This is a genomic window from Pseudoalteromonas sp. Of11M-6 (assembly GCF_022347905.1).
Classification (GTDB): Bacteria; Pseudomonadota; Gammaproteobacteria; order Enterobacterales; family Alteromonadaceae; genus Pseudoalteromonas.
Map to the genome: position 1 here is coordinate 55,376 of NZ_JAKRFW010000001.1, position 19,568 is coordinate 74,943.

The 19,568-nt window shown below is 45.3% G+C and carries 16 protein-coding genes; 10 read left to right on the plus strand and 6 right to left on the minus strand.

Going from position 1 to position 19,568, the window contains the following annotated elements:
* Nucleotides 1–12 precede the first annotated feature (12 nt).
* Nucleotides 13–1,677, minus strand: coding sequence for an alkaline phosphatase (locus MHN32_RS00225; protein WP_239420490.1), 1,665 nt, complete (start codon nucleotides 1,675–1,677; stop codon nucleotides 13–15).
* A 175-nt stretch (nucleotides 1,678–1,852) separates the two neighbouring features.
* Nucleotides 1,853–3,067, minus strand: a complete 1,215-nt coding sequence (locus MHN32_RS00230; RefSeq protein WP_010605810.1) for a cation:proton antiporter — start codon at nucleotides 3,065–3,067, stop codon at nucleotides 1,853–1,855.
* A 243-nt stretch (nucleotides 3,068–3,310) separates the two neighbouring features.
* Here MHN32_RS00230 and MHN32_RS00235 point away from each other — a divergent pair, with 243 nt between their 5' ends.
* The 7 genes from MHN32_RS00235 to MHN32_RS00265 all read left to right on the plus strand — a co-directional run bounded on the left by MHN32_RS00235 (nucleotide 3,311) and on the right by MHN32_RS00265 (nucleotide 12,051).
* Nucleotides 3,311–6,106, plus strand: a complete 2,796-nt coding sequence (locus tag MHN32_RS00235; protein WP_102056071.1) for a TonB-dependent receptor — start codon at nucleotides 3,311–3,313, stop codon at nucleotides 6,104–6,106.
* Between the two features lie 85 nt (nucleotides 6,107–6,191).
* Nucleotides 6,192–7,538, plus strand: coding sequence for a DUF5690 family protein (locus MHN32_RS00240; protein WP_239420494.1), 1,347 nt, complete (start codon nucleotides 6,192–6,194; stop codon nucleotides 7,536–7,538).
* A 17-nt stretch (nucleotides 7,539–7,555) separates the two neighbouring features.
* Nucleotides 7,556–8,365 carry a phosphonoacetaldehyde hydrolase gene (gene phnX, locus MHN32_RS00245; protein ID WP_239420496.1) on the plus strand — a complete coding sequence of 270 codons (810 nt, stop codon included), beginning with the start codon at nucleotides 7,556–7,558 and terminating at the stop codon, nucleotides 8,363–8,365.
* The gene (locus MHN32_RS00250) at nucleotides 8,365–9,783 is read left to right on the plus strand and encodes an FAD-dependent oxidoreductase (protein ID WP_239420501.1); all 1,419 of its coding nucleotides are present in this window, start codon (nucleotides 8,365–8,367) and stop codon (nucleotides 9,781–9,783) included. The genes phnX and MHN32_RS00250 overlap by 1 nt, the downstream gene beginning before the upstream one ends.
* Nucleotides 9,780–10,328 (plus strand): HD domain-containing protein, encoded by a 549-nt coding sequence (locus tag MHN32_RS00255; RefSeq protein ID WP_239420512.1) that lies wholly within the window; start codon nucleotides 9,780–9,782, stop codon nucleotides 10,326–10,328. The genes MHN32_RS00250 and MHN32_RS00255 overlap by 4 nt, the downstream gene beginning before the upstream one ends.
* Before the next feature lie 80 nt (nucleotides 10,329–10,408).
* Nucleotides 10,409–11,101, plus strand: coding sequence for a UTRA domain-containing protein (locus MHN32_RS00260; RefSeq protein WP_239420514.1), 693 nt, complete (start codon nucleotides 10,409–10,411; stop codon nucleotides 11,099–11,101).
* A 263-nt stretch (nucleotides 11,102–11,364) separates the two neighbouring features.
* Nucleotides 11,365–12,051: a hypothetical protein gene (locus MHN32_RS00265; RefSeq protein ID WP_239420516.1), complete on the plus strand. Its 687-nt coding sequence runs from the start codon at nucleotides 11,365–11,367 to the stop codon at nucleotides 12,049–12,051.
* A gap of 300 nt (nucleotides 12,052–12,351) precedes the next feature.
* Here the strand turns inward: MHN32_RS00265 and phnW are convergent, their stop codons facing one another.
* The 3 genes from phnW to MHN32_RS00280 form a co-directional block, all read right to left on the minus strand.
* The gene (phnW, locus tag MHN32_RS00270) at nucleotides 12,352–13,458 is read right to left on the minus strand and encodes a 2-aminoethylphosphonate--pyruvate transaminase (protein ID WP_239420518.1); all 1,107 of its coding nucleotides are present in this window, start codon (nucleotides 13,456–13,458) and stop codon (nucleotides 12,352–12,354) included.
* A 724-nt stretch (nucleotides 13,459–14,182) separates the two neighbouring features.
* Nucleotides 14,183–15,196, minus strand: a complete 1,014-nt coding sequence (gene galE / locus MHN32_RS00275; RefSeq protein ID WP_239420520.1) for a UDP-glucose 4-epimerase GalE — start codon at nucleotides 15,194–15,196, stop codon at nucleotides 14,183–14,185.
* A 60-nt stretch (nucleotides 15,197–15,256) separates the two neighbouring features.
* Entirely contained in the window at nucleotides 15,257–16,141 is an 885-nt protein-coding gene (locus MHN32_RS00280) for a hypothetical protein (protein ID WP_239420522.1), read from the minus strand.
* Between the two features lie 135 nt (nucleotides 16,142–16,276).
* Here MHN32_RS00280 and MHN32_RS00285 point away from each other — a divergent pair, with 135 nt between their 5' ends.
* The 3 genes from MHN32_RS00285 to yjjG all read left to right on the plus strand — a co-directional run bounded on the left by MHN32_RS00285 (nucleotide 16,277) and on the right by yjjG (nucleotide 18,484).
* The gene (locus MHN32_RS00285) at nucleotides 16,277–17,176 is read left to right on the plus strand and encodes a phosphoribulokinase (protein ID WP_010368692.1); all 900 of its coding nucleotides are present in this window, start codon (nucleotides 16,277–16,279) and stop codon (nucleotides 17,174–17,176) included.
* A 97-nt stretch (nucleotides 17,177–17,273) separates the two neighbouring features.
* Nucleotides 17,274–17,807, plus strand: coding sequence for an inosine/xanthosine triphosphatase (yjjX, locus tag MHN32_RS00290; protein ID WP_102056059.1), 534 nt, complete (start codon nucleotides 17,274–17,276; stop codon nucleotides 17,805–17,807).
* On the plus strand, nucleotides 17,807–18,484 hold the full coding sequence (gene yjjG, locus MHN32_RS00295; RefSeq protein WP_102056058.1) for a pyrimidine 5'-nucleotidase: 678 nt from the start codon (nucleotides 17,807–17,809) through the stop codon (nucleotides 18,482–18,484). Before yjjX ends, yjjG begins: the two co-directional genes overlap by 1 nt.
* Nucleotides 18,485–18,810: 326 nt before the next feature.
* Here yjjG and rlmB read toward each other — a convergent pair whose 3' ends face one another.
* On the minus strand, nucleotides 18,811–19,551 hold the full coding sequence (gene rlmB / locus MHN32_RS00300) for a 23S rRNA (guanosine(2251)-2'-O)-methyltransferase RlmB (protein ID WP_102056057.1): 741 nt from the start codon (nucleotides 19,549–19,551) through the stop codon (nucleotides 18,811–18,813).
* Nucleotides 19,552–19,568: the final 17 nt, after the last annotated feature.

A 19,568-nucleotide genomic window follows, 5' to 3' on the forward strand; every position in this document is an offset into this window, starting at 1 on the left:
TAGGTGCTTGGCTTATTCAGTTAAACCAAACGCAGTCATCATTTTGTTTGCAACGTCCACATGGTGCTGCATGGTTGAGAACTGCTTAGTTACGCCCGCAGGACCAAAAGTATAAACCGGTACTGGCGCTGCCGTATGTGTACCAGTACCCCACACTACACTTTGCTCTGAGGCGATCGCGCGAGCGATTTTTCCGGTGTAATCCTCTTTGGCGTATACATAGAAGTCACTAAAGTCTTCAAACGCTGGGATCATATCTGCGCTATTTTCATCGTATACACTCTGACCGACTTTTGCGGCATTATCTAGCGTCACCGTGTAAGCCGTCATATCTTCAATGGTCGCTTTCCAAGTTGGACCCGATACATTTTCATAGGCTTCATCAGGCGCAGCTTCTGCAAGGATATCGAAGAAAGTGCCTGTTTGCGCGTAAAGCTTGTCTAGTTGCGCAAGTGGACCAAAGTTAAATTTAGGATGATATTCTTTAGCAACACCATTTACATACATACCATCGCCAGACAGCGTTTGTGCTTCAGGACGCTCATGCTTTGAATAACTAAAGCCAAAACTACCCGTTTCATGGTCTGCAGTCACAACGACTAGCGTATCGTTACGGTCTTTTACCCATTCATGCACAGCTTCAACGGCTTCATCAAATTTAAGCAGCTCATTTAGCATCCAACCTGCATCGTTTGCATGACCCGCCCAGTCAATTTGACCACCTTCAATCATCAAGAAAAAGCCATCTTCATCTTTAGACAAGATATCAAGCGCTTTCACCGTCATTTCTTTTAATGAAGGCTGAGTACAGCTGTTGCTTTGTTGACAAGCTTTGTAAGCAATTGCGTCACTCATACCAGAGTTTGCGAATAGACCTAGTACTTTTTCGCCTTCAAAACTGCTTAATTGTGCTTTATCAAAAGCAAGGCCATAACCATGTTGCTCTTTTGCTTCAACAACTAGGTTAGTTTCATCTCCACGCTTTGAGCTTTTATATACGCTACTAGGCATGCCAAGCGCGTCGAGTTGTGCTTGTACTTCAGCATTGTCAGGCGTGCTCTTTGGTACAAATACGCGAGCACCACCAGATAACATCACATCAACGCTGCCAGAGCGAACTAATTGCTCAGCGATTTCAGCTTCGTATGAACGATGCGGCATATGGGCAGCAAATGCCGCTGGCGTCGCGTGCGTAATACGCGTATCTGAAACAAGACCCGTCGCTTTACCCGCGGCTTTGGCTTTTTCTAAGATAGTCGCTACTTTATTGCCATCGGCATCAAGGCCTATCATTTCTGAGCCTGCTGCAAGGCCGGTTGCTAATTGAGTTGCCGAACAAGCAGAGTCAGTTACTAGACTGCCAGTCGCGCCATGTGGTGCGTTCATGGAAAGGCCTAAATGACCACCCGCAGCAAGTTTAGACAGCGCTGTTTGATTGCCTTTGTTTTTATAAGTTGAGTTTGGCGCGCGCTGAGCATACTCTTCAAGTAAGCCAACTTGCTGTGGTCCCATACCGTCACCGATCATAAGGATCACATTTTTTACTTGTGTCACTTCTTGCACTGGTACTTCTTTGATGACTTCAACTTCTTTGATCACCTCAACGGTTTTTGTATCGTCATCACACGCGGTAAGTAGAATTGCAGAGATAGCAACTGTAAGTAACTTTTTATTCATTGTACTGTTCCTGAAACGTAATATTTGTCTGTAAGGCGGGCACAGTCTAGGCGCGTTACATGACTTTTTTATTTCAGCAAAGTGACAAAAAATATTTTATTTCACAACAAGTTACAATATAACAGTACAATTCAGATACGAAATCATACGCTATACCAATTGTTATTTAGAGTAATCACTCTCGACCAGAAGCACTGGTAAATAATTTAGAAATGGGTCGACTAGATAATCCAAACACAAAAATGCTCAACAGCACCGTTGCCATTGCCACTTGAGTAATTTGCAAACCATTTGGCAACTCTTCGCTGAGTAGCATTAAGGTTAGCACCACCGAAGCCAATCCCTTGGGGCCAAACCAAGCTAACGTAAAGCGCTCTTTGGTTGTCAGTGCACCACCTAACAAACAGAGGAATACCGGGATCAATCTAAACATGGCAGTTGCTAACACTGCGTACACCCAAACCTGCCATTGGGTAACGTTTAGCAGCACTACACTGGCCGACAAACCAAACACAATCCAGATCATAAAAGCCGCAAATTCGGCGAGGTGCTCACCTTCTTCGATAAGCTGATCTTTAAACTCATCACGATAATATTTATCAAACAGCAAACCGCTGACAAATGCAGCAATAAAGCCACTGCCATGCAAAGCTTGAGTTACCGAGAAAACTAAAAAAGCGATGCCAACAAAGAGAAAAGGGCTGGTTTTAGACGCAAAGTAATGATGTTGATAGGCGCGTTTAAGTAACCAAATGATCACCCCAGTCAGTAACCCCGCGACAACGAGTGCAATCCCCACTTCGCGTATAAAAATCCAAGCAAATGATTCGGTCGTCGCTTGCATTCGCTCAGCTAATACGCCCAGTAAAAACAGAAATACCGGAATACATAGGCCATCATTCAAGCCACTTTCCACATTAATTGCCTCACGTAATCTGGTGGGCACAGACTTATCCTGAATGAAGGTTTTGCATAAAGTGGCATCGGTTGGGGTGATGATCACCGCAATTAAAAAGCAAGCCAACCAAGATAACTGGAACAGCTCATGGGCCACCCACGCGCCAAATACCATGGTTAATGGCAGCCCGAGTAATAATTTAACCGGTAACTGGAAGCTGTGAGATAACACCCGTAATCGCGTTTTTGCAGCATCGGAAAATAAATAAATCGCAAGCGTCAACTCAATAATCGGCAACCAAGTTTGTAGGCCATTAATATCTACCGCTAAAGCTTGTTGCCCTCCTTCAATATTACCAAGCACAAAGCCTATCGCCCCGCCCGTTAGCACAAACCACATAGGTGCGGTGAGCTCCGCCCTATCTAGTTGTCGAGCTGTAATGCTATAAATAAAAAGAGAAAGTCCAATCGCCGCAATCAAAGCATAAATCACGTTGCCATTCCTTTACTGAAAACCTGTCGCTGATAACGCGAGTATGACAAATCTTATTCAGTTAAGCCAAACATCTAACAACATCCTCCTACCTCCTTTAAAGCGAATCAAACAACAAAGAGCAGTAGGCGCTAGTTAATTTTTCACCTTTGTGTCATCGGAATGTAAAAAACCGTCATTACTCTATCTGCAACAAGCTGGACTAGACCAGAAAACTTAACCCAAACTTTTGAGAAAAGAGCAATGAAAAAACTAACCCAAATCGCTGCTGCCGTGTTACTCGCCACCAGTCCCAGCTTATATGCTGCGACAGGTAAACTCGTTGGTGTTGTAAAAGACCCACAAAGTAATCTTTCTGGCGCTGTTATCTCAGTAAAAGGCCAAGATGTATCCACAGTATCTGATTATCGTGGTCGCTTTGAACTACCAAAACTGGATGCCGGTCGCTACACCTTAGTCGTGAAATATATGGGTTATCAGGAAACTGAACTACAGGTTGAGGTTACTGATGGCAAAGTCACTACGTTGTCTCCAATCTTATTAAACCATCAACAAGCGATGGAAGAAGTAGTCACGGTTGGGCAAATCTTCCGTGGCGCAATGGCCGCTGCAAATAACCAAAAAAATGCCAGTAATATCAAAAGTATCATTTCTGCCGATGGGATTGGTAAGTTACCAGATAGAAATGCCGCTGAAGCCGTACAACGTATTCCAGGTGTGTCGATAGAGCGTGACCAAGGTGAAGGCCGTTTTGTTGCAGTGCGTGGTTTACCGTCACAATGGAGTTCGGCCAGCATCAACGGTAACCGCCTTCCAACCGCAGAAGAGGAAACCACCAGCCGCGCCACTGCGTTCGACTTTTTTCCAAGCGAATTGATTGAATTTGTGGAAGTGTCTAAGGCTATCACCCCTGACATGGAAGGTGATGCGATTGGCGGTAATGTTAATTTCGTGACCAAAAAAGGCGCTGATGATTTTATCCTCAAAACCAACTTTGCTGTGGGCCAAAACGAACTGGCCGATGGTACAAATTATTCTGCCAATGTGGTGTATGGCGACCGTCTACTCGACGACAAGCTAGGTTTTATCATTAACGCCACTGCTTGGCAGCGTGATTGGGCAACCGATAACTATGAGCCGCGCCGGGGTAACGATGGCTTAGGCATTTACCGCTTAGAGCTGCGTGATTATACCGGAACCCGTGAAACTTACGGCTTAAATGGCTCGCTGGAATATCAACTTGAAAGCGGCACGCTCAGCGCCAGCGCGCTATATGGCACACTGATTGATGATGAAACCCACTATAAGCACAGGCTGCGTTTTGATAAAGACCGTGCTGAGCTGCAGCATATTCGCAACGAACTCATCACCGAAATGCAAGGCTTTGAAATTGCAGGTGAACATGACTTTGGCTTTGATAAAACGCTCTCTTGGCAACTAGCCACGTACGAAAATGAGTTTCGCTATGGCGACAAACCCAACAGTGAAGACAATAGCTATTTTGTCGCCCGTTTTGATCAAAAAGAGGTGGGATATGTTGGACTTGAAGACCGCGATACCGGTAAAAATTATGCTTACAACCAAGTAGACGGCGGCAGCGATCCTTGGAACGCCATTAGCAACCACTTCCCCTCGGGCTTTACACTCGATCCAAGCAAAATGGGTTTGTCTTGGGTTGAGCTATACAAAGTCTACGTCAACGAAAAAGACAGACTGGTAGCCAATGCCGACTTTGACTGGCAATACAATAACCAGCTAGCCGTTAAATTTGGGGCAAAATACCGTGACAAAGTCCGTAAAGCTGACTTTGCCGACGAGTTTTACGCGTGGGACAGCGAACAATATGGCGCAGCGCCAACGCTTGCAGACTTTGCCTTAAGCGATCAACCCGGTCGCAGCGATTACTTAAGCGAAGCCAAGTTTGATTATCGCACGCAGTTGTCGCAGGTGGCTTCCACCGATGCTCTTGCCCAGTTTTGGACGCAAAATCGCAATAAGTTCAAGCTAGATGTGGGTGAATCAGCACTCATCAGCAACGGTGGAGCGCTGGGCAGAAACTTCGATGTTGAAGAAACCCACACCTCGCTCTACGGTATGGCAACTTACCAAGCTAACGACAACTGGGAAGTATTAGGCGGCTTACGCGTTACCCGCACCGATACCGAAGTGTCTGGTTACACTTATTTAGCCGACGAAGACAAAGTTGTTGATACCACCAACAGCAATGATTATTGGTCAATATTACCCGCACTACATGTTACCTATCGCGCCAATGACGATACCAATTATCGCCTTGCACTAACTCGCACCTTTGCCCGTCCTGACTTTGGCTCATTAACACCAGGGGCAACTTACCTTGAGCAAGACAATCAGCTTAACTCAGGAAATCCAGCGCTCGACCCTACGTACTCAAATAATCTCGACTTGATGGTGGAACATTATTTTGACCGCGTTGGCTTGGTCTCTGCGGGGGTATTCTACAAAGATATCCAAGACCCTATCTTCCAAGCCACCAGCGTTGGCAATTACAACAACAAGCAAGGCGTGACCATCATCCGTCCTGAAAACGGCGATAGCGCTTGGCTTGCGGGCATTGAGCTGGCATTTAACCGCGACCTTGGTTTTATTTCTGACAGTTTGAGCAACTTTGGGGTAATGACCAATGCGACCTTTATGGACTCTGAAATGCAGATCCCAGAGCGCACAGAAAAAGTAGCCATTCCACGTCAGGCCAATGAGCTTTACAACTTTACGCTGTATTACGACGACACCCGTTTTGCCGCTCGAATAGCACTTAATCATAAAGGTGCTTATATCGAAGAGCACGGCGGCGATAGCCAATCGGATAGCTACTATGGTGCCAATACCAGCGTCGACTTTACAACGTCATACCAACTTAACGAACAAACGTTAGTTTACCTAGAGCTGAGTAACCTCACCAATGAAGCATTGCAGTACTACCAAGGTGAGCAGGGCCGTCCATTACAGGTGGAATACTATGGTATCCGCGGCATGGTCGGCATTAACTACCAATTTTAATACCAATTCACTTGATTAAACCGATTGGTATACACCGGTTGACGGGCAATCCACAAAGGATTGCCCTCGAATTACCGAGGATCCTATGATGTTGCAGATCACCCTATTTAACGCCCGCCCGCGCTGGCTAAAAGACGCCCAAGGTATCGGCTTTGTGCTATTTACCGCGACCAGTGCGTTTATGACTTACTTTTGTATGTACGCCTTTCGTAAGCCATTTTCGGTCAATACCTATGAAGCCTTTGATGACCCGAGCTGGGTTGTTAGCTTTAAAATTGCCCTGATCCTTTCGCAAGTGTTTGGCTACCTATGCGCGAAATTTATCGGCGTTAAAGTGATTGCTGAAATGCAGCATCATTATCGCGGTCGTGCGATTTTGGCCATGATTTTAGCCGCCGAGCTTGCACTGGTGCTATTTGCCATCACTCCTACGGGCTGGAATCTGGTTTGGCTGTTTGCCAATGGCCTCTCCCTTGGCATGATCTGGGGTTTGGTTTTTAGCTTTTTAGAAGGTCGTAAAACCACCGAAATCTTAGGTGCGGTACTCAGCGTGACTTTTATTCTTGCCTCTGGACTGGTCAGAACTGTGGGCAAATGGCTGGTGAGTGAACTCAATGTGCCTGAACTGTGGATGCCAGCGGCAACCGGAGCGATTTTTCTGCCGCAGCTTGTACTTAGCGTTGCTTGTCTTAATAGTATTCCAGAACCTACACAAGAAGATGAACAATTACGACAAAAGCGCGCGCCAATGGATGGCAAAGCCCGGCTGGCGTTTTTTAAACAGTATTGGTTTGGAATAACCGTGCTGGTGCTTAGCTTTTTACTCTTTACTGGCTTTCGTGACTTTAGAGATAACTTCTCAGCCGAGATTTGGCAAGCCTTAGGTTATGGGCAAGAACCCGCGATTTTTGCTTATGCCGGGATCCGCATCGCCTTTATCGTGCTCATTGCGCTTGCCGCATTGGTGTTAATTAAAAATAACCGCATCGCATTTTTTGCCAATCATGGCTTTGTCTTACTCGGGGCTTTACTACTGGCTGGCAGTACGTATTTATACCAAACCGAAAGTCTCGATCCTAAAACTTGGATGGTACTGCTGGGGGCTGGTCTTTATATCAGTTATATCCCCTATAACTGCTTTTTGTTTGACCGCATGATCTCAGCAGTTGGCTCGACTGCGAACGCCGGGTTTTTAATTTATCTGGCGGATTCGGCGGGCTACATAGGCTCAGTGGGCATCTTGCTCTATAAAACCTTTGCCACACCTGAGCTCAGCTGGCTGCACTTTTTTACCATGGCCTGCTACTGGGTAGCGTTTATCGCAAGCGCCCTCGTAGTGAGCTCAATTATTTATTTTGCCGTGAAATTAAAGCGACCACGTAAGGCGTCAACGCAACTACGCGCCACGGCACTTTCATCACATATTTCCTAGCTAGGAGTCTTAGCAACATGAAACACATTGAAGCATTAATTTTGGATTGGGCTGGTACTGTGGTCGACTATGGTTCGATTGCCCCTACCAGTATTTTTGTTGAAGCATTTAAGCAAGCGTATCAATTTGATATTTCCTTGGCTGAAGCACGCGGTCCGATGGGAATGGGCAAGTGGGATCACATTAATACCTTGCTACAAATGGACAGCGTCCGCACCCGCTGGATAACGCAATTTGGTCAGGCACCGAGTACGGCAGATGTTGACCATATTTATCAAACCTTTATGCCGCTCCAACAGGCAAAAGTCGCCGACCGAGCAGCCCCCATTCCGGGCGTGCTTGCGGTGATCAAACGATTACAACAACAAGGCGTTAAGATTGGCAGTTGTTCTGGGTATCCCAAGCCTGTGATGGACGTACTAGTGCCTGCCGCTGCCGACTATGGTTATCAGCCAGATTGTGTAGTTGCCAGTGATGAATGTGCAGCTGGCTCTCGCCCAGGCCCTTGGATGGCGTTAGAAAACGTGCAAAGACTTGGGATTAATCGCGTATCAGGATGCGTAAAAGTCGATGACTCCGCGCCGGGAATAAGCGAGGGGTTAAATGCTGGTATGTGGACCGTTGGACTTGCTTTAACGGGTAATGCGGTGGGACTTAGCGAAGAAGAGTGGACGGCGCTGAGTGATGAAGAGCAAAGTGCACGTTCCCTTAATGCTTATCAGCAACTTGGCGAGGCCGGTGCGCATTATGTGATTGATTCACTAGCCGACATCGAAATGATCTTGGTGGATATTTCTGCTCGTATTGCCCGTGGAGAGCGCCCGTAATGCGTTTTCAGCCTTTTTGGTTTGATGAAGCAATCACTCAAGCCGATATTAAAGCCGCAGCAAGCGCGCCGCCCCATGGCGCGTTGGATACCCAAGTTTGTATCATAGGTGGCGGCTTTACTGGCCTTTGGACAGCCATAACGCTGAAAAAGCAAAAACCTGAGCTAAATATCGCCATCATTGAAAAGGACCTCTGTGGACAAGGTGCTTCGGGTCGTAATGGCGGAGCTATGCTGACATGGTCGACTAAGTTTGCCAGCTTAATTAAAGAGTTTGGCTTAGAACAAGCCTGCTTTTTAGTGCGCCAGTCGGAGCAGGCCGTTCATGACATTAAAGCTTTTACCAGTAAACACGGGATTGAATGTGATTGCCGCGTTGATGGTACTTACTATACGGCTTCAAATCACAGCCAGCGCAATGCCTTTGGCCCCATTACCGCCCTACTTGAGCAACACCAGCTTAATGCGTGGCAAACACTGGATAAATCGCAGTTGCAAGCTACCGGCTCTAATGCCAACCTTGCTGGAATTTACTCTCCCCATGCCGGTAGCGTTCAACCCGCCAAGCTTGTACGTGGACTGATGAAGGTGGCAAAAGCCCTTGGGGTCAAGGTATTTGAACACACCCGCTACCTAAAGCACCAAGGCCAAGACACGCTAACCATTACCACAGACAAAGGCGAGATCAGAGCCAATCAGCTGGTATTTGCCGTTAACGCTTGGTTGCCAAGCTTATTACCACAGTTTTCTCGCAGCGTGGTGTTGGTTTCGAGCGATATGGCGATCACCACACCAGCGCCTGAAAAGCTTGCAGCAATGAGGCTGAACCACGGTGCTCCGGTGATTGATGCACGCATTTTTGTGAATTACTACCGCACCACCTCAAGCGGTCGATTAATGCTTGGCAAAGGTGGAAATTATTTTAGTTTCAATAACCAAGTGAGAGATACCTTTCACCGTGCTAGCCGTTATCAAGCTATTCTTGAACGCTCATTTAGCCATTTCTTTGCACATCACCAGCTCGAGATAGACAGAACTTGGACCGGCCCCTCAGACCGAAGTGTCTCTGGCATGCCTTTCTTTGGTCACTTAAATGGTCAAGCTAATGTGTTTTATGGCAGTGGTTACTCAGGCAACGGCGTGGTGCAATCCTATTTAGGTGGACAAATCTTAGCGAGTCTACTGCTTAATCAACATAACGACTGGCGTCACTGCGCTTTAGTCAACCAAACGCTTAAACAGTTTCCCGTCGAGCCATTTCGCACCGCGGGGGCCTTAATGGTGAGAAATGCCATTCGCCGTAAAGAAAGCGCTGAGGATAACAACACGCCGCCGCATAAACTCGATGTTTGGCTAAGCAAGCTTAGTGGCAGCGCAGCAAAATTAGATCCGAACGTGAAGCAGGAGTATATAAAGTGAATGCCATTGCACAAATAAAACAGCTATTCGAGCAATATGGTCACGCCACCTATGACGAGGCATGTAGCCAAATTTACCATGCCGAACAATGCGCCACCCTCGCGAAAGAAAGTGGTTATGATCAAGCGACCCAAATCGCTGCATTTTTACATGATATTGGCCATTTTGTTGCTCAATCTCAGAATAACCCGGACTTTACCCCACAAGGATATAGCAATCATGGCGATTTAGGGGCAGATCATTTAACTCAGCTTGGCTTTGACCGCGCGGTGACAATACTGGTGCGCAAACACGTAGATGCGAAACGCTATCTGGTCAGTATTGATGAGAAGTATCACCAAACGCTCTCTCCTGCCAGCCAATTAACACTAACAAGACAAGGCGGAAAGATGAGCCCCGAAGAACTTGTGGCATTCTCCAAGCTGCCTGAATTGGACGCTATTATCGCGCTGCGTCGTTTTGATGATTTAGGGAAAGATCCGAGTTTAGCCGTTTTGCCGAGTAGCTATTGGTTTAGCCAAATAGAAGCCTACTTGGCGAATTAGGCCAATCTGAGTTTACAAGTCTATTTATCCTGTCATAAAACGATAGTAAGCTTGTCACAAAAGGTTTTATCGACTCAATTATGCTGCTTTATCAACGTATTCGAAACCATATCCAAGCGCTGCTAGCCGCTGGCAGCATGACGCCCGGTGCCAAGTTGCCTTCAGAGCGTGCGCTGCAAGAAACATTTAGCTCAACACGGATCACCGTCCGTGAAGCCCTAGCACGACTAGAAGCCGAAGGACTTATCTTTAGCCAAAAGCGTCGCGGCTGGTTTGTCACCCCCGAAAAGCTCAAATGGCATCCAGCTAAAAAAGTAAACTTTAACCACCTTGCCATTGAACAAGGCTTTACACCAACAACTCAAGTAGTGGCAATTAATGCCCCTTCCACAGAGCCTGAGTTTAGCCACTCTCATTTTAACGGCCAGCCTGTATATGAATTAACCCGAGTACGCGCGTTAGATGGTCGGGCAATGATGATGGAACAGATCTATTGTGCAGCCGAACGTTTTGCCGACTTACACAGCCAACCGCTGGATGGCTCTATCACGGAAGTGATGTCGACCCACTACCAAGTTGACGTCAGCTTTGAACAGTGTGTAATAAGCGTCACCGTACTACCCGATGACGTTGCCGAAAAATTAGAAAAGAACAGCGGCGCACCTTGCTTAAAGGTACTGCGCGCCCGCTATGACGCCGAGCAAGCATTGGTGGATTACAATATTGAATATTGGCTCCATGACGCCATAGAAATGATTGTTGAAGGCGTGTAACCCCCGTAGGTCGTGCTTTAGCACGACAACCTTTTCGCATATATCGTCGCATGATAGACACAATCATTAATTCCAAACCCTATTTCTATCTTGCGAATAAACCATATAGCCACATACCTGAAATAAACTGATCATGATGTTGTCGTAGAGCTTTTCGGCTATGCTTCTAGGCAAGTGATCACAGATAAATACAACGGTAATTTATTACAGCTAACGGATGCGATAAATAGCGTGTATTCAAGAATTCAAGTTGCGAGGCATTAGTGACAGGTAAAGAATGTGAAAAACTGATAAAAGCAAAGTTCAACAAAGAAAATGTTTTGGCGTTGATACACGATGCAGATAAAAAAGCAAAATTAAAGCTAGCTTTAGACAGTATAGGTCGTCATCAACTTTACTGTCGGTTTCATTATGAAGAATTTAACAAAGCTATAAAGGCTCATCGTTTAGCGATGTTTGATAAGTTAACTAGCGAAACAGAGATGAAAAACCCAGAATACTATCGCTGTGTGTTTGAATCTCATGCATTTGCGTTCTTTCGTGCTTTGCATTCTCTAATCGAGTCAGTACCTTACATTATCAATATCATGGTAGGTAAAGAAGAGGTAGAGAGTAGAAGACTTAGTTGGCAAACTGCTAAAAAATCTCTTAATGACCTTGAAGCCTACACACTGATAAATGATATCGAAAAACTGCGAGAAGGGTCTGTCTATAAACAGCTTGATAACTTGGTGAACATCTCGAAGCATCGTCGTTTACCCCAAATTGATAGCGATGTGTTTTGTGATGGCAATGCGAAATTTATCAATAAAGAGTTCGATAGCAACAAATGTCATGAATTGTCTGTATCCGTTTTTATGATAGAAAGTTACGAGATAATAGAGCCTTTTGTGGTGATGTTTATATATGAGCTTGCCGAATTTTTAAGTCATTCTGCCACCTTCCCATAAAATAAGGCATGTTCAATTGGAGTTCTCTACAATCATTAAAGAGGAGACTAACTATGAAAAAATCACGTTTTACAACTAGAAGTTTGCTGGTATAGAAGCTTCTAACCTTAAGAGACTTAAAGAGTTTGAATAAGAGAACCTTAAGCTCAAAAAAATGTATGTTGAAGCTAGCCTAGACAATCGTAATTCACCCAGAAAATTACTAGATGCCGCGTAAACTTTACTATAACCTGCTGTTTAAAGCGGGGGAGATTACCCCCTTAACCCATCGCCGCGTAAAGCGCCTCCTGCCCTAACGGTTTACCAGTATTTTGCTTGTGCGATAGCTTCGAGTAGTCCGCTAATATCTGCGGCATATACTTCGCCAATATTACCGATCCTAAAGCAATCTGCGTTTGATACTTTGCCGGGGTAAATTACATATCCTTTTTGCTTCAATGCTTCATAAAAGCGCTTAAACTCATAGCTTTCGTCACTTGGTGAATAAAAAGAAGTGATAATAGGTGAGTGCATGGCTTCTGGTAACAAGGCTTCAAAACCAAGGGCTTTCATGCCGCTAACGAGCTGTTTTTGATTTTCGCTGTAACGCTTGAATCGTGCAGAAGCGCCTCCCTCTTGCGCCAATTCTTCTAGTGCTTTGGCAAAAGCCCTGACAACATGCGTTGGCGAGGTAAAACGCCATTTACCATGATGATTTTCCATGGTTTTCCACTGAGCGTGTAGATCCAAAGAAAGTGAGCGTGCTTGTCCTTCAGAGGCAATCAAGAGCGCTGTTTTTGTAATCACAAAGCCAAAACCTGGAACACCTTGAATACACTTATTTGCTGAGCTAATGAGGATATCAATTTGCCACTCGTGCATATCCATCTCAATGCCGCCAAAACTGCTCATGGCATCAAGGATCATTACTTTATTGTGATGTTTCGCAAGCTCCGCTACGCGTTTAGCCGGATTCAGCATCCCCGTTGTGGTTTCGCAGTGTACCATTGCTACGTGGGTGATCTCAGGGTGTTGCTCAAGCGTTTGTGAGATCTGCTCAAGTTGCGGCAATTCGGTTTCAACAAAGTTGAGCGCTATCACATTAATATTTAGATAATTGGCTATCTCAATAATACGCGCACCATAGGCACCATTATTGATAACCAGTAAAGTGCCAGACTTAGGAATAAAAGTCCCAATAGCCGCCTCTACACTTGCTGTACCACTGCCCTGCATTAAGGTTGCACTGTAGTCACTGCGATACTGCGGATCTGCAACCGCAATTTCACAAAGCTGATTGCGAATAACTTGCACCACACCTTGGTTATATTCATCATCCCAGGTGCACCAGTCTTTCAACATGGCTTCTTTCACGGTGTGAGATGTACTGAGCGGGCCTGGCGTCAGGAGTAAATAATCGTTGTTCATAACTGCCTCTAAACTGGTCTATACCAAAATATTTAACCGAGTTTAGATGACGACAACGTGACAGATTTATGAAAATAATAATTATAACAACATAGTTAACCTGAGCTTCGGATAATTAATGCTTTTCTAGCAGCCAGTTTTAGCGCTAGCTGCGTTAACTTGAGTTTAATAGCCGTCGATAGAGTCGATGTAACCCTAGGAAGTCACGCCTAATAACGAGTACTGAAACCATGACTAAGTCATTTGCATTGGAGCCAAGAGGGTAAAAAATTAAAAAAAACTGCCGAAGCCAAGAAGGAAGGTATTGATAATAGACTCCAAAACAGGCTGCTGCGAGAAACATCACGATTGAAAAAGACATGCATAGTTGTAAGTAGCTATAACAAACATTACCTACCCTAGCACTCCCTCTTGGAATGAGTGTCAGCGTGAACATAGTCAATAAGTCCATCACGATTAAAGCGCCGTTATACCTAAGAATTTCCCAAGTATTAACTGCACTGTCAGAGGGAAGCAAAAAAAGGGCTACAATGGGAATAGTAATCAGAAACGAAATAAACATAACTGCACTATAAAATATAGGCTGTTGTTCAAGACGCTCTTGCCTATTCCCAGAATAAATGGCTAGGTTGTAAAGCAAAGCAAAAAGAAAGCCCCATGCACTAAATGTAGACAGAAATAAGGCTGTTATCTTTTCGATATACATCAATAACTAACTTAGTAGTTAACGATACCCGTTTGGATTATTGCTTTGCCAGCGCCATGTATCTTGCATCATGGCATCCAATCCACGCTCTGCATGCCAGCCTAATTCAGATTTGGCTTTTTCAGGCGCTGCGTAACAGGCGGCAATGTCGCCATCGCGACGCGGTTTAATGTCATACGGTATGGCTTTGCCCGCTGCCTTTTCAAACGCAGTAACCATCTCAAGTACTGAGTAGCCATTGCCGGTACCTAAGTTATAGATATGTGTACCTGCTACTACTGCGATTTTCTCAAGTGCTTTTAAATGGCCAATAGCGAGATCAACCACGTGAATGTAATCTCTCACGCCCGTGCCGTCTTTGGTGTCATAGTCGTCGCCAAAGACGCCTAAACTCGCCAGTTTACCAACAGCAACCTGTGAGATGTAGGGCAGTAAGTTGTTGGGAATACCATTTGGGTCTTCACCAATTAACCCCGACTCGTGTGCGCCAACCGGGTTAAAGTAACGCAAAATAGCAAAGGCCCAACGCGGGTCTGATTTAGCGACATCCTGTAGTACCATTTCAACCATCAGCTTTGACGTACCATAAGGATTGGTTGTGCCACCAACAGGGAAATCTTCACGAATAGGAAGGCTGGCAGGATCTCCATAGACCGTCGCTGACGAGCTAAAAACTAGCTTAAATACATTGGCGTCACGCATTGCATCAAGCAGCGTCAACGTACCCTGAACGTTGTTTTGATAATACTCGATTGGCTTTTGAACCGACTCTCCTACGGCTTTTAAGCCTGCGAAGTGGATCACTTCTTCAATATCATATTGCGCGAATACACTATCAAGAAATGCCTTATCAAGAATATCCCCCTGATGGAATGCCGCTTCCTTTCCTACTATCTCAGCGACTCTATGTAATGAAGTCTGCTGAGAGTTGCTTAGATTATCTACGACCACTACCTTTTTGCCTTGCTGTAGCAGCTCTAATACAGTGTGAGAGCCAATATAGCCTGCACCACCAGTTACAAGAATCGTCATATCTCTTCCTATGGTTGTTGTCTACGCATCGCATCGAGCATTCTACTCAATTTGTTATTGTCAGTCTTGGCGGTAGCATACAAATGCCAGCTTGTTATCAAAAAAGCTCAAGCGAGAAATTGAAGTCTGACAGTAACTTCTTAAGTTTCTTAATAAGTGGACTTTTTTAGGCGCATTTAAATCCCGATAATAAATTTTATTATCTAGTGCATATGCCACTTTATTATCATCCAACCAGGTATAATCTTGCACTTGACTGGGAAGAGCAAAAAATCGCTGAATATGATCGCTCTCTCTGTGGTAAGTTGCGAACCACATTAAGCCATTGACTTGATATGTAAAAGCAAACACATCACGCGCACGGTTGTAAGACAAAGTTCGGCCAATATCTTCGGCAAGAATTTGTGGTAAATGACCATTAATATCTGTGTACTGTAAGGTATGCGGAGCACTCTCAGTCGCACCTAAAATAAACATAATCAGATCTTGGTTGCTCCCCCAAGCATGATACCCCACAGGTTCAATATGCTCAAAAACACGACTTGGTTTTGTAGCCTGATCAAACGGATAAAACCACAGCTTTTGCTTACCGGATCCCTCAACCACAATCGTCGTTAACCCTTTCCCATTCGGATGCAGTGTGGGTGAATACTCGGAGACAGGGGATTGCGTGAGGTTGGTTGTGTTTTGGCTTTGAAAGTCGTAAAAAAACAGATCCGTTTGGCTATTGCCATTAGCGCTTACTTCCGCGGTATAGTAAACCCCAGAATCAGTCACTAGCGGTTGATTAAAATATGCGGTGTTTTCGGTAATTGGTTTAGCACTGAAATGTTCACCTAATTCAGCTAGCCAAATTTGGCTTTTGGGCATGGCTGAATAAGCTGGTAAACAAGACGCGAAAGCGAATAGACAAACTGCGAGCTTCACACGCATTGAAATGGGCATGGACGTTCCTTTGATTTTTCATTGTAGTTATATCACCCTGCTATGATACCCAACACTCGCCCTCAAGCAAAGCTTGCCAAAAACTTTGCTTCGCGTAACATCGAATTAACGGATGATGAAAGCTAAGGCAGATTTATGTCAGACAAACACCCTATTATCGCCATTACTGGTAGCTCAGGCGCAGGTACTACAACAACGACAAGCGCGATAAAACACATATTCCGCAGTCTTAATACCAAAGCCGCCTATGTCGAAGGCGATAGCTTTCATCGCTACACTCGCCCTGAAATGGATAAATTGCGTCGCGAAGCGCTGCAAGAAGGTAAGCACATTAGCTACTTTGGTGAAGAAGCCAATGACTTCGGCGCATTAGAAAGTCTGTTCAAAAGCTATGGCGAAACCGGCAATGGCAAAGTCCGTCGCTACCTTCACACGTTTGACGATGCCGTGCCATTTAATCAGCTACCGGGCACTTTTACTCCTTATCAAGAACTAGAACAAAACACCGATATGCTGTTTTATGAGGGACTGCACGGCGGTGTCGTGACCCCCGAATATGATGTGGCCAGCAACGTTGATCTATTGATTGGCATGGTGCCTATCATCAACCTTGAGTGGATCCAAAAGCTCATTCGCGATACCAATGAGCGCGGCCATTCCAAAGAAGCGGTTATGACGTCAATTGTGCGCTCAATGGATGACTACATTAATCACATCACTCCCCAGTTTTCTCGCACGCATATTAACTTTCAACGCGTGCCCACCGTGGATACCTCTAACCCATTCAGTGCTAAAGACATACCCTCATTAGACGAAAGCTTTGTGGTTATTCGCTTTCGTGGCATCGAAGATGTTAATTTCCCTTACTACTTACAAATGATTGAGGGCAGCTTTATGTCTCGTGTAAACACGTTAGTTGTGCCGGGCGGGAAAATGGGGCTGGCGATGGAGTTGGTACTGACTCCACTTATCAAGGAATTATTAGTAAAGAAACGCGCCCTTGAGAATATGGCGCCAGTCGATTTACCGATTTAACCCAGCTTATGTTTTGATTAGGAATAATAGCTTCCTTGCATCGCTCCATATCACACTTTACACTGACGCCTTTTAGAGCATCACGAGTAGTTGTTATATGGACGTGCTTACCATTTTAGTGGGGTCTAAAAACCCAGTAAAAATCAATGCTGCAAAAACCATCTTTGCGCAGTACTTTCCCAATGCAAAAATTGACTGTCAGGGTATCTCAGCGCCGAGTCTCGTTGCGGATCAGCCTTTAGGTGAACAAGCCACCCGCGAAGGCGCAGAGAATCGTGTTACTTACTTACAGCAACATCATCAAGCCGATTTTTATTGTGCCATGGAAGGAGGCGCTGCCAAATTTGAATACGGTGCAGCTACTTTCGCTTATGTCGTCATTGCGAATAACCGTCGTACGAGTGTCGGCCGTAGTTGTAATTTGCCGCTACCGGCATCGGTCTACGCGCGTCTTGAACAAGGTGAAGAGCTAGGACATGTAATGGACGACTTGTTCAATACCACTAATATCAAGCAACAAGGCGGTGCTATCGGTTTGCTAACCAACCATCTTGCCACCAGAGAGAGTAGCTACACGCAAGCCTTATTACTCGCAATGGCACCCTTTAATCACCCCGAGATGTATTTATAATGCCGAACTATACACATATTTTATTTGATGCTGACGAAACCTTATTTAGCTTTAATGCCAAATTTGGATTACAAACGCTGTTTACTCAATATGACGTTGTGTTCACTGACGAGGACTACGAAGAATATAACAGCTTAAATGCGCCACTTTGGGTGCAGTATCAAAATGGTGAGATTGACGCAAAAACACTTCAGGTAACGCGCTTTAGTCGCTGGGCTGAAAAACTCGATATCGCACCTGAAGTACTCAATGCGGGATTCTTGGCCGCGATGGCAGAAATTTGCCAACCGTTACCGGGAGCTAAAGCCTTGCTCGATAGCCTGAAAGGCCAATGTACTTTGGCTATTATTACCAATGGATTTGCCGCGCTTCAGCAAAAAAGATTGGAACATACCGGCCTTGTGGATCGTTTTTCTGAAGTGGTGATCTCTGAGTTGGTGGGTAAAGCTAAGCCAGATCCGAGTATTTTTGCGCATACGTTAGCACTGTTAGGGAACCCCGACAAATCCAAAGTATTAATGGTTGGCGACACACCAGCAAGTGACATTCTAGGCGCAAACCGCTTTGGGATTGATAGCTGTTGGTTAAAGCATGATGGCAAAGTCTGCCCTGACCATATCAAGCCAACCTATACCGTAGAATCTCTTAAAGAGTTGCAAGCGATTTTAATGGGGTAATGCCCTGTACAATTGTGTGGGAATAAGCTGACCTTGCGGGTTTTAAAAGCTCGCCGAATAAATCGGCTCCTACCAAAGGTAGACCTGTGTAGGAGCAAGTTTACCTTGCGAGCTCTTAAAGCTTTTGAAGATGCGCCGAGAAAATCGGCTCCTACCAAAAGTAGAGCTGAGTAGGAGCAAGTTTACCTTGCGATCTCTTAAAGCTTTTGAAGATGCGCCGAGAAAATCGGCTCCTACCAAAAGTAGACCTGTGTAGGAGCAAGTTTACCTTGCGAGCTCTTAAAGCTTTTGAAGATGCGCCGTGAAAGCCGGCGCTTATTAAGTGATTAAAGCGCTGAGCGCTGTCTTAACACTTCAAATAAACAAACACCGGTCGCAACCGATACATTTAAGCTAGACACGCTACCTACCATCGGGATCTTAACCAGCTCATCGCAATGCTCTCGAGTTAAACGGCGCATGCCATCGCCTTCGGCGCCCATTACAATGGCCATAGGCCCAGTCAGGTTTGCATCAAAAACAGCTGTATCGGTTTCACCTGCCGTACCCACAACCCACACACCGGCTTCTTTAATATCACGCAACGTGCGAGCAAGATTGGTTACTTGGATAAGCGGAACCGTTTCTGCAGCGCCACATGCAACTTTTCTTGCAGTGCCGTTTAGCTTTGCAGACTTATCCTTTGGTACGATCACACCATGTACACCTGCTGCATCAGCACTACGCAGACATGCACCTAAGTTATGAGGATCCGTTACCCCATCAAGCACCAAGAAAAATGGTGTGGTTTCTCTTTGAATGATCTCATCAAGATCTTTTTCATTGTATCCGCGCGCCGCTTTAACATTGGCAATAATGCCCTGATGTTGCTCACCATTCGCTTTGTTATCAAGCGCTTTACGCTGCATAAACTGCACTGAAATACCAAACTTACGGGCATCGTTTACGACTTGATTTAAACGCTGATCTTCACGTCCCTTTAGTGCATAAATTTCTAAAAAGCGCTCCGGCGCGTTATTCAAAATGGCTTCGATTGAATGAAAGCCAAAAATTAATTCGTTACTCACGTTAAAGCTCCCGCTTT

Bases quoted from the DNA above. Each gene is read 5' to 3' on its own strand.
- MHN32_RS00225 (WP_239420490.1), bottom strand. From the start codon at position 1,677: ATGAATAAAAAGTTACTTACAGTTGCTATCTCTGCAATTCTACTTACC.
- MHN32_RS00235 (WP_102056071.1), top strand. From the start codon at position 3,311: ATGAAAAAACTAACCCAAATCGCTGCTGCCGTGTTACTCGCCACCAGT.
- MHN32_RS00240 (WP_239420494.1), top strand. From the start codon at position 6,192: ATGATGTTGCAGATCACCCTATTTAACGCCCGCCCGCGCTGGCTAAAA.
- phnX (WP_239420496.1), top strand. From the start codon at position 7,556: ATGAAACACATTGAAGCATTAATTTTGGATTGGGCTGGTACTGTGGTC.
- MHN32_RS00250 (WP_239420501.1), top strand. From the start codon at position 8,365: ATGCGTTTTCAGCCTTTTTGGTTTGATGAAGCAATCACTCAAGCCGAT.
- MHN32_RS00260 (WP_239420514.1), top strand. From the start codon at position 10,409: ATGCTGCTTTATCAACGTATTCGAAACCATATCCAAGCGCTGCTAGCC.
- phnW (WP_239420518.1), bottom strand. From the start codon at position 13,458: ATGAACAACGATTATTTACTCCTGACGCCAGGCCCGCTCAGTACATCT.
- galE (WP_239420520.1), bottom strand. From the start codon at position 15,196: ATGACGATTCTTGTAACTGGTGGTGCAGGCTATATTGGCTCTCACACT.
- MHN32_RS00280 (WP_239420522.1), bottom strand. From the start codon at position 16,141: ATGCCCATTTCAATGCGTGTGAAGCTCGCAGTTTGTCTATTCGCTTTC.
- MHN32_RS00285 (WP_010368692.1), top strand. From the start codon at position 16,277: ATGTCAGACAAACACCCTATTATCGCCATTACTGGTAGCTCAGGCGCA.
- yjjX (WP_102056059.1), top strand. From the start codon at position 17,274: ATGGACGTGCTTACCATTTTAGTGGGGTCTAAAAACCCAGTAAAAATC.
- yjjG (WP_102056058.1), top strand. From the start codon at position 17,807: ATGCCGAACTATACACATATTTTATTTGATGCTGACGAAACCTTATTT.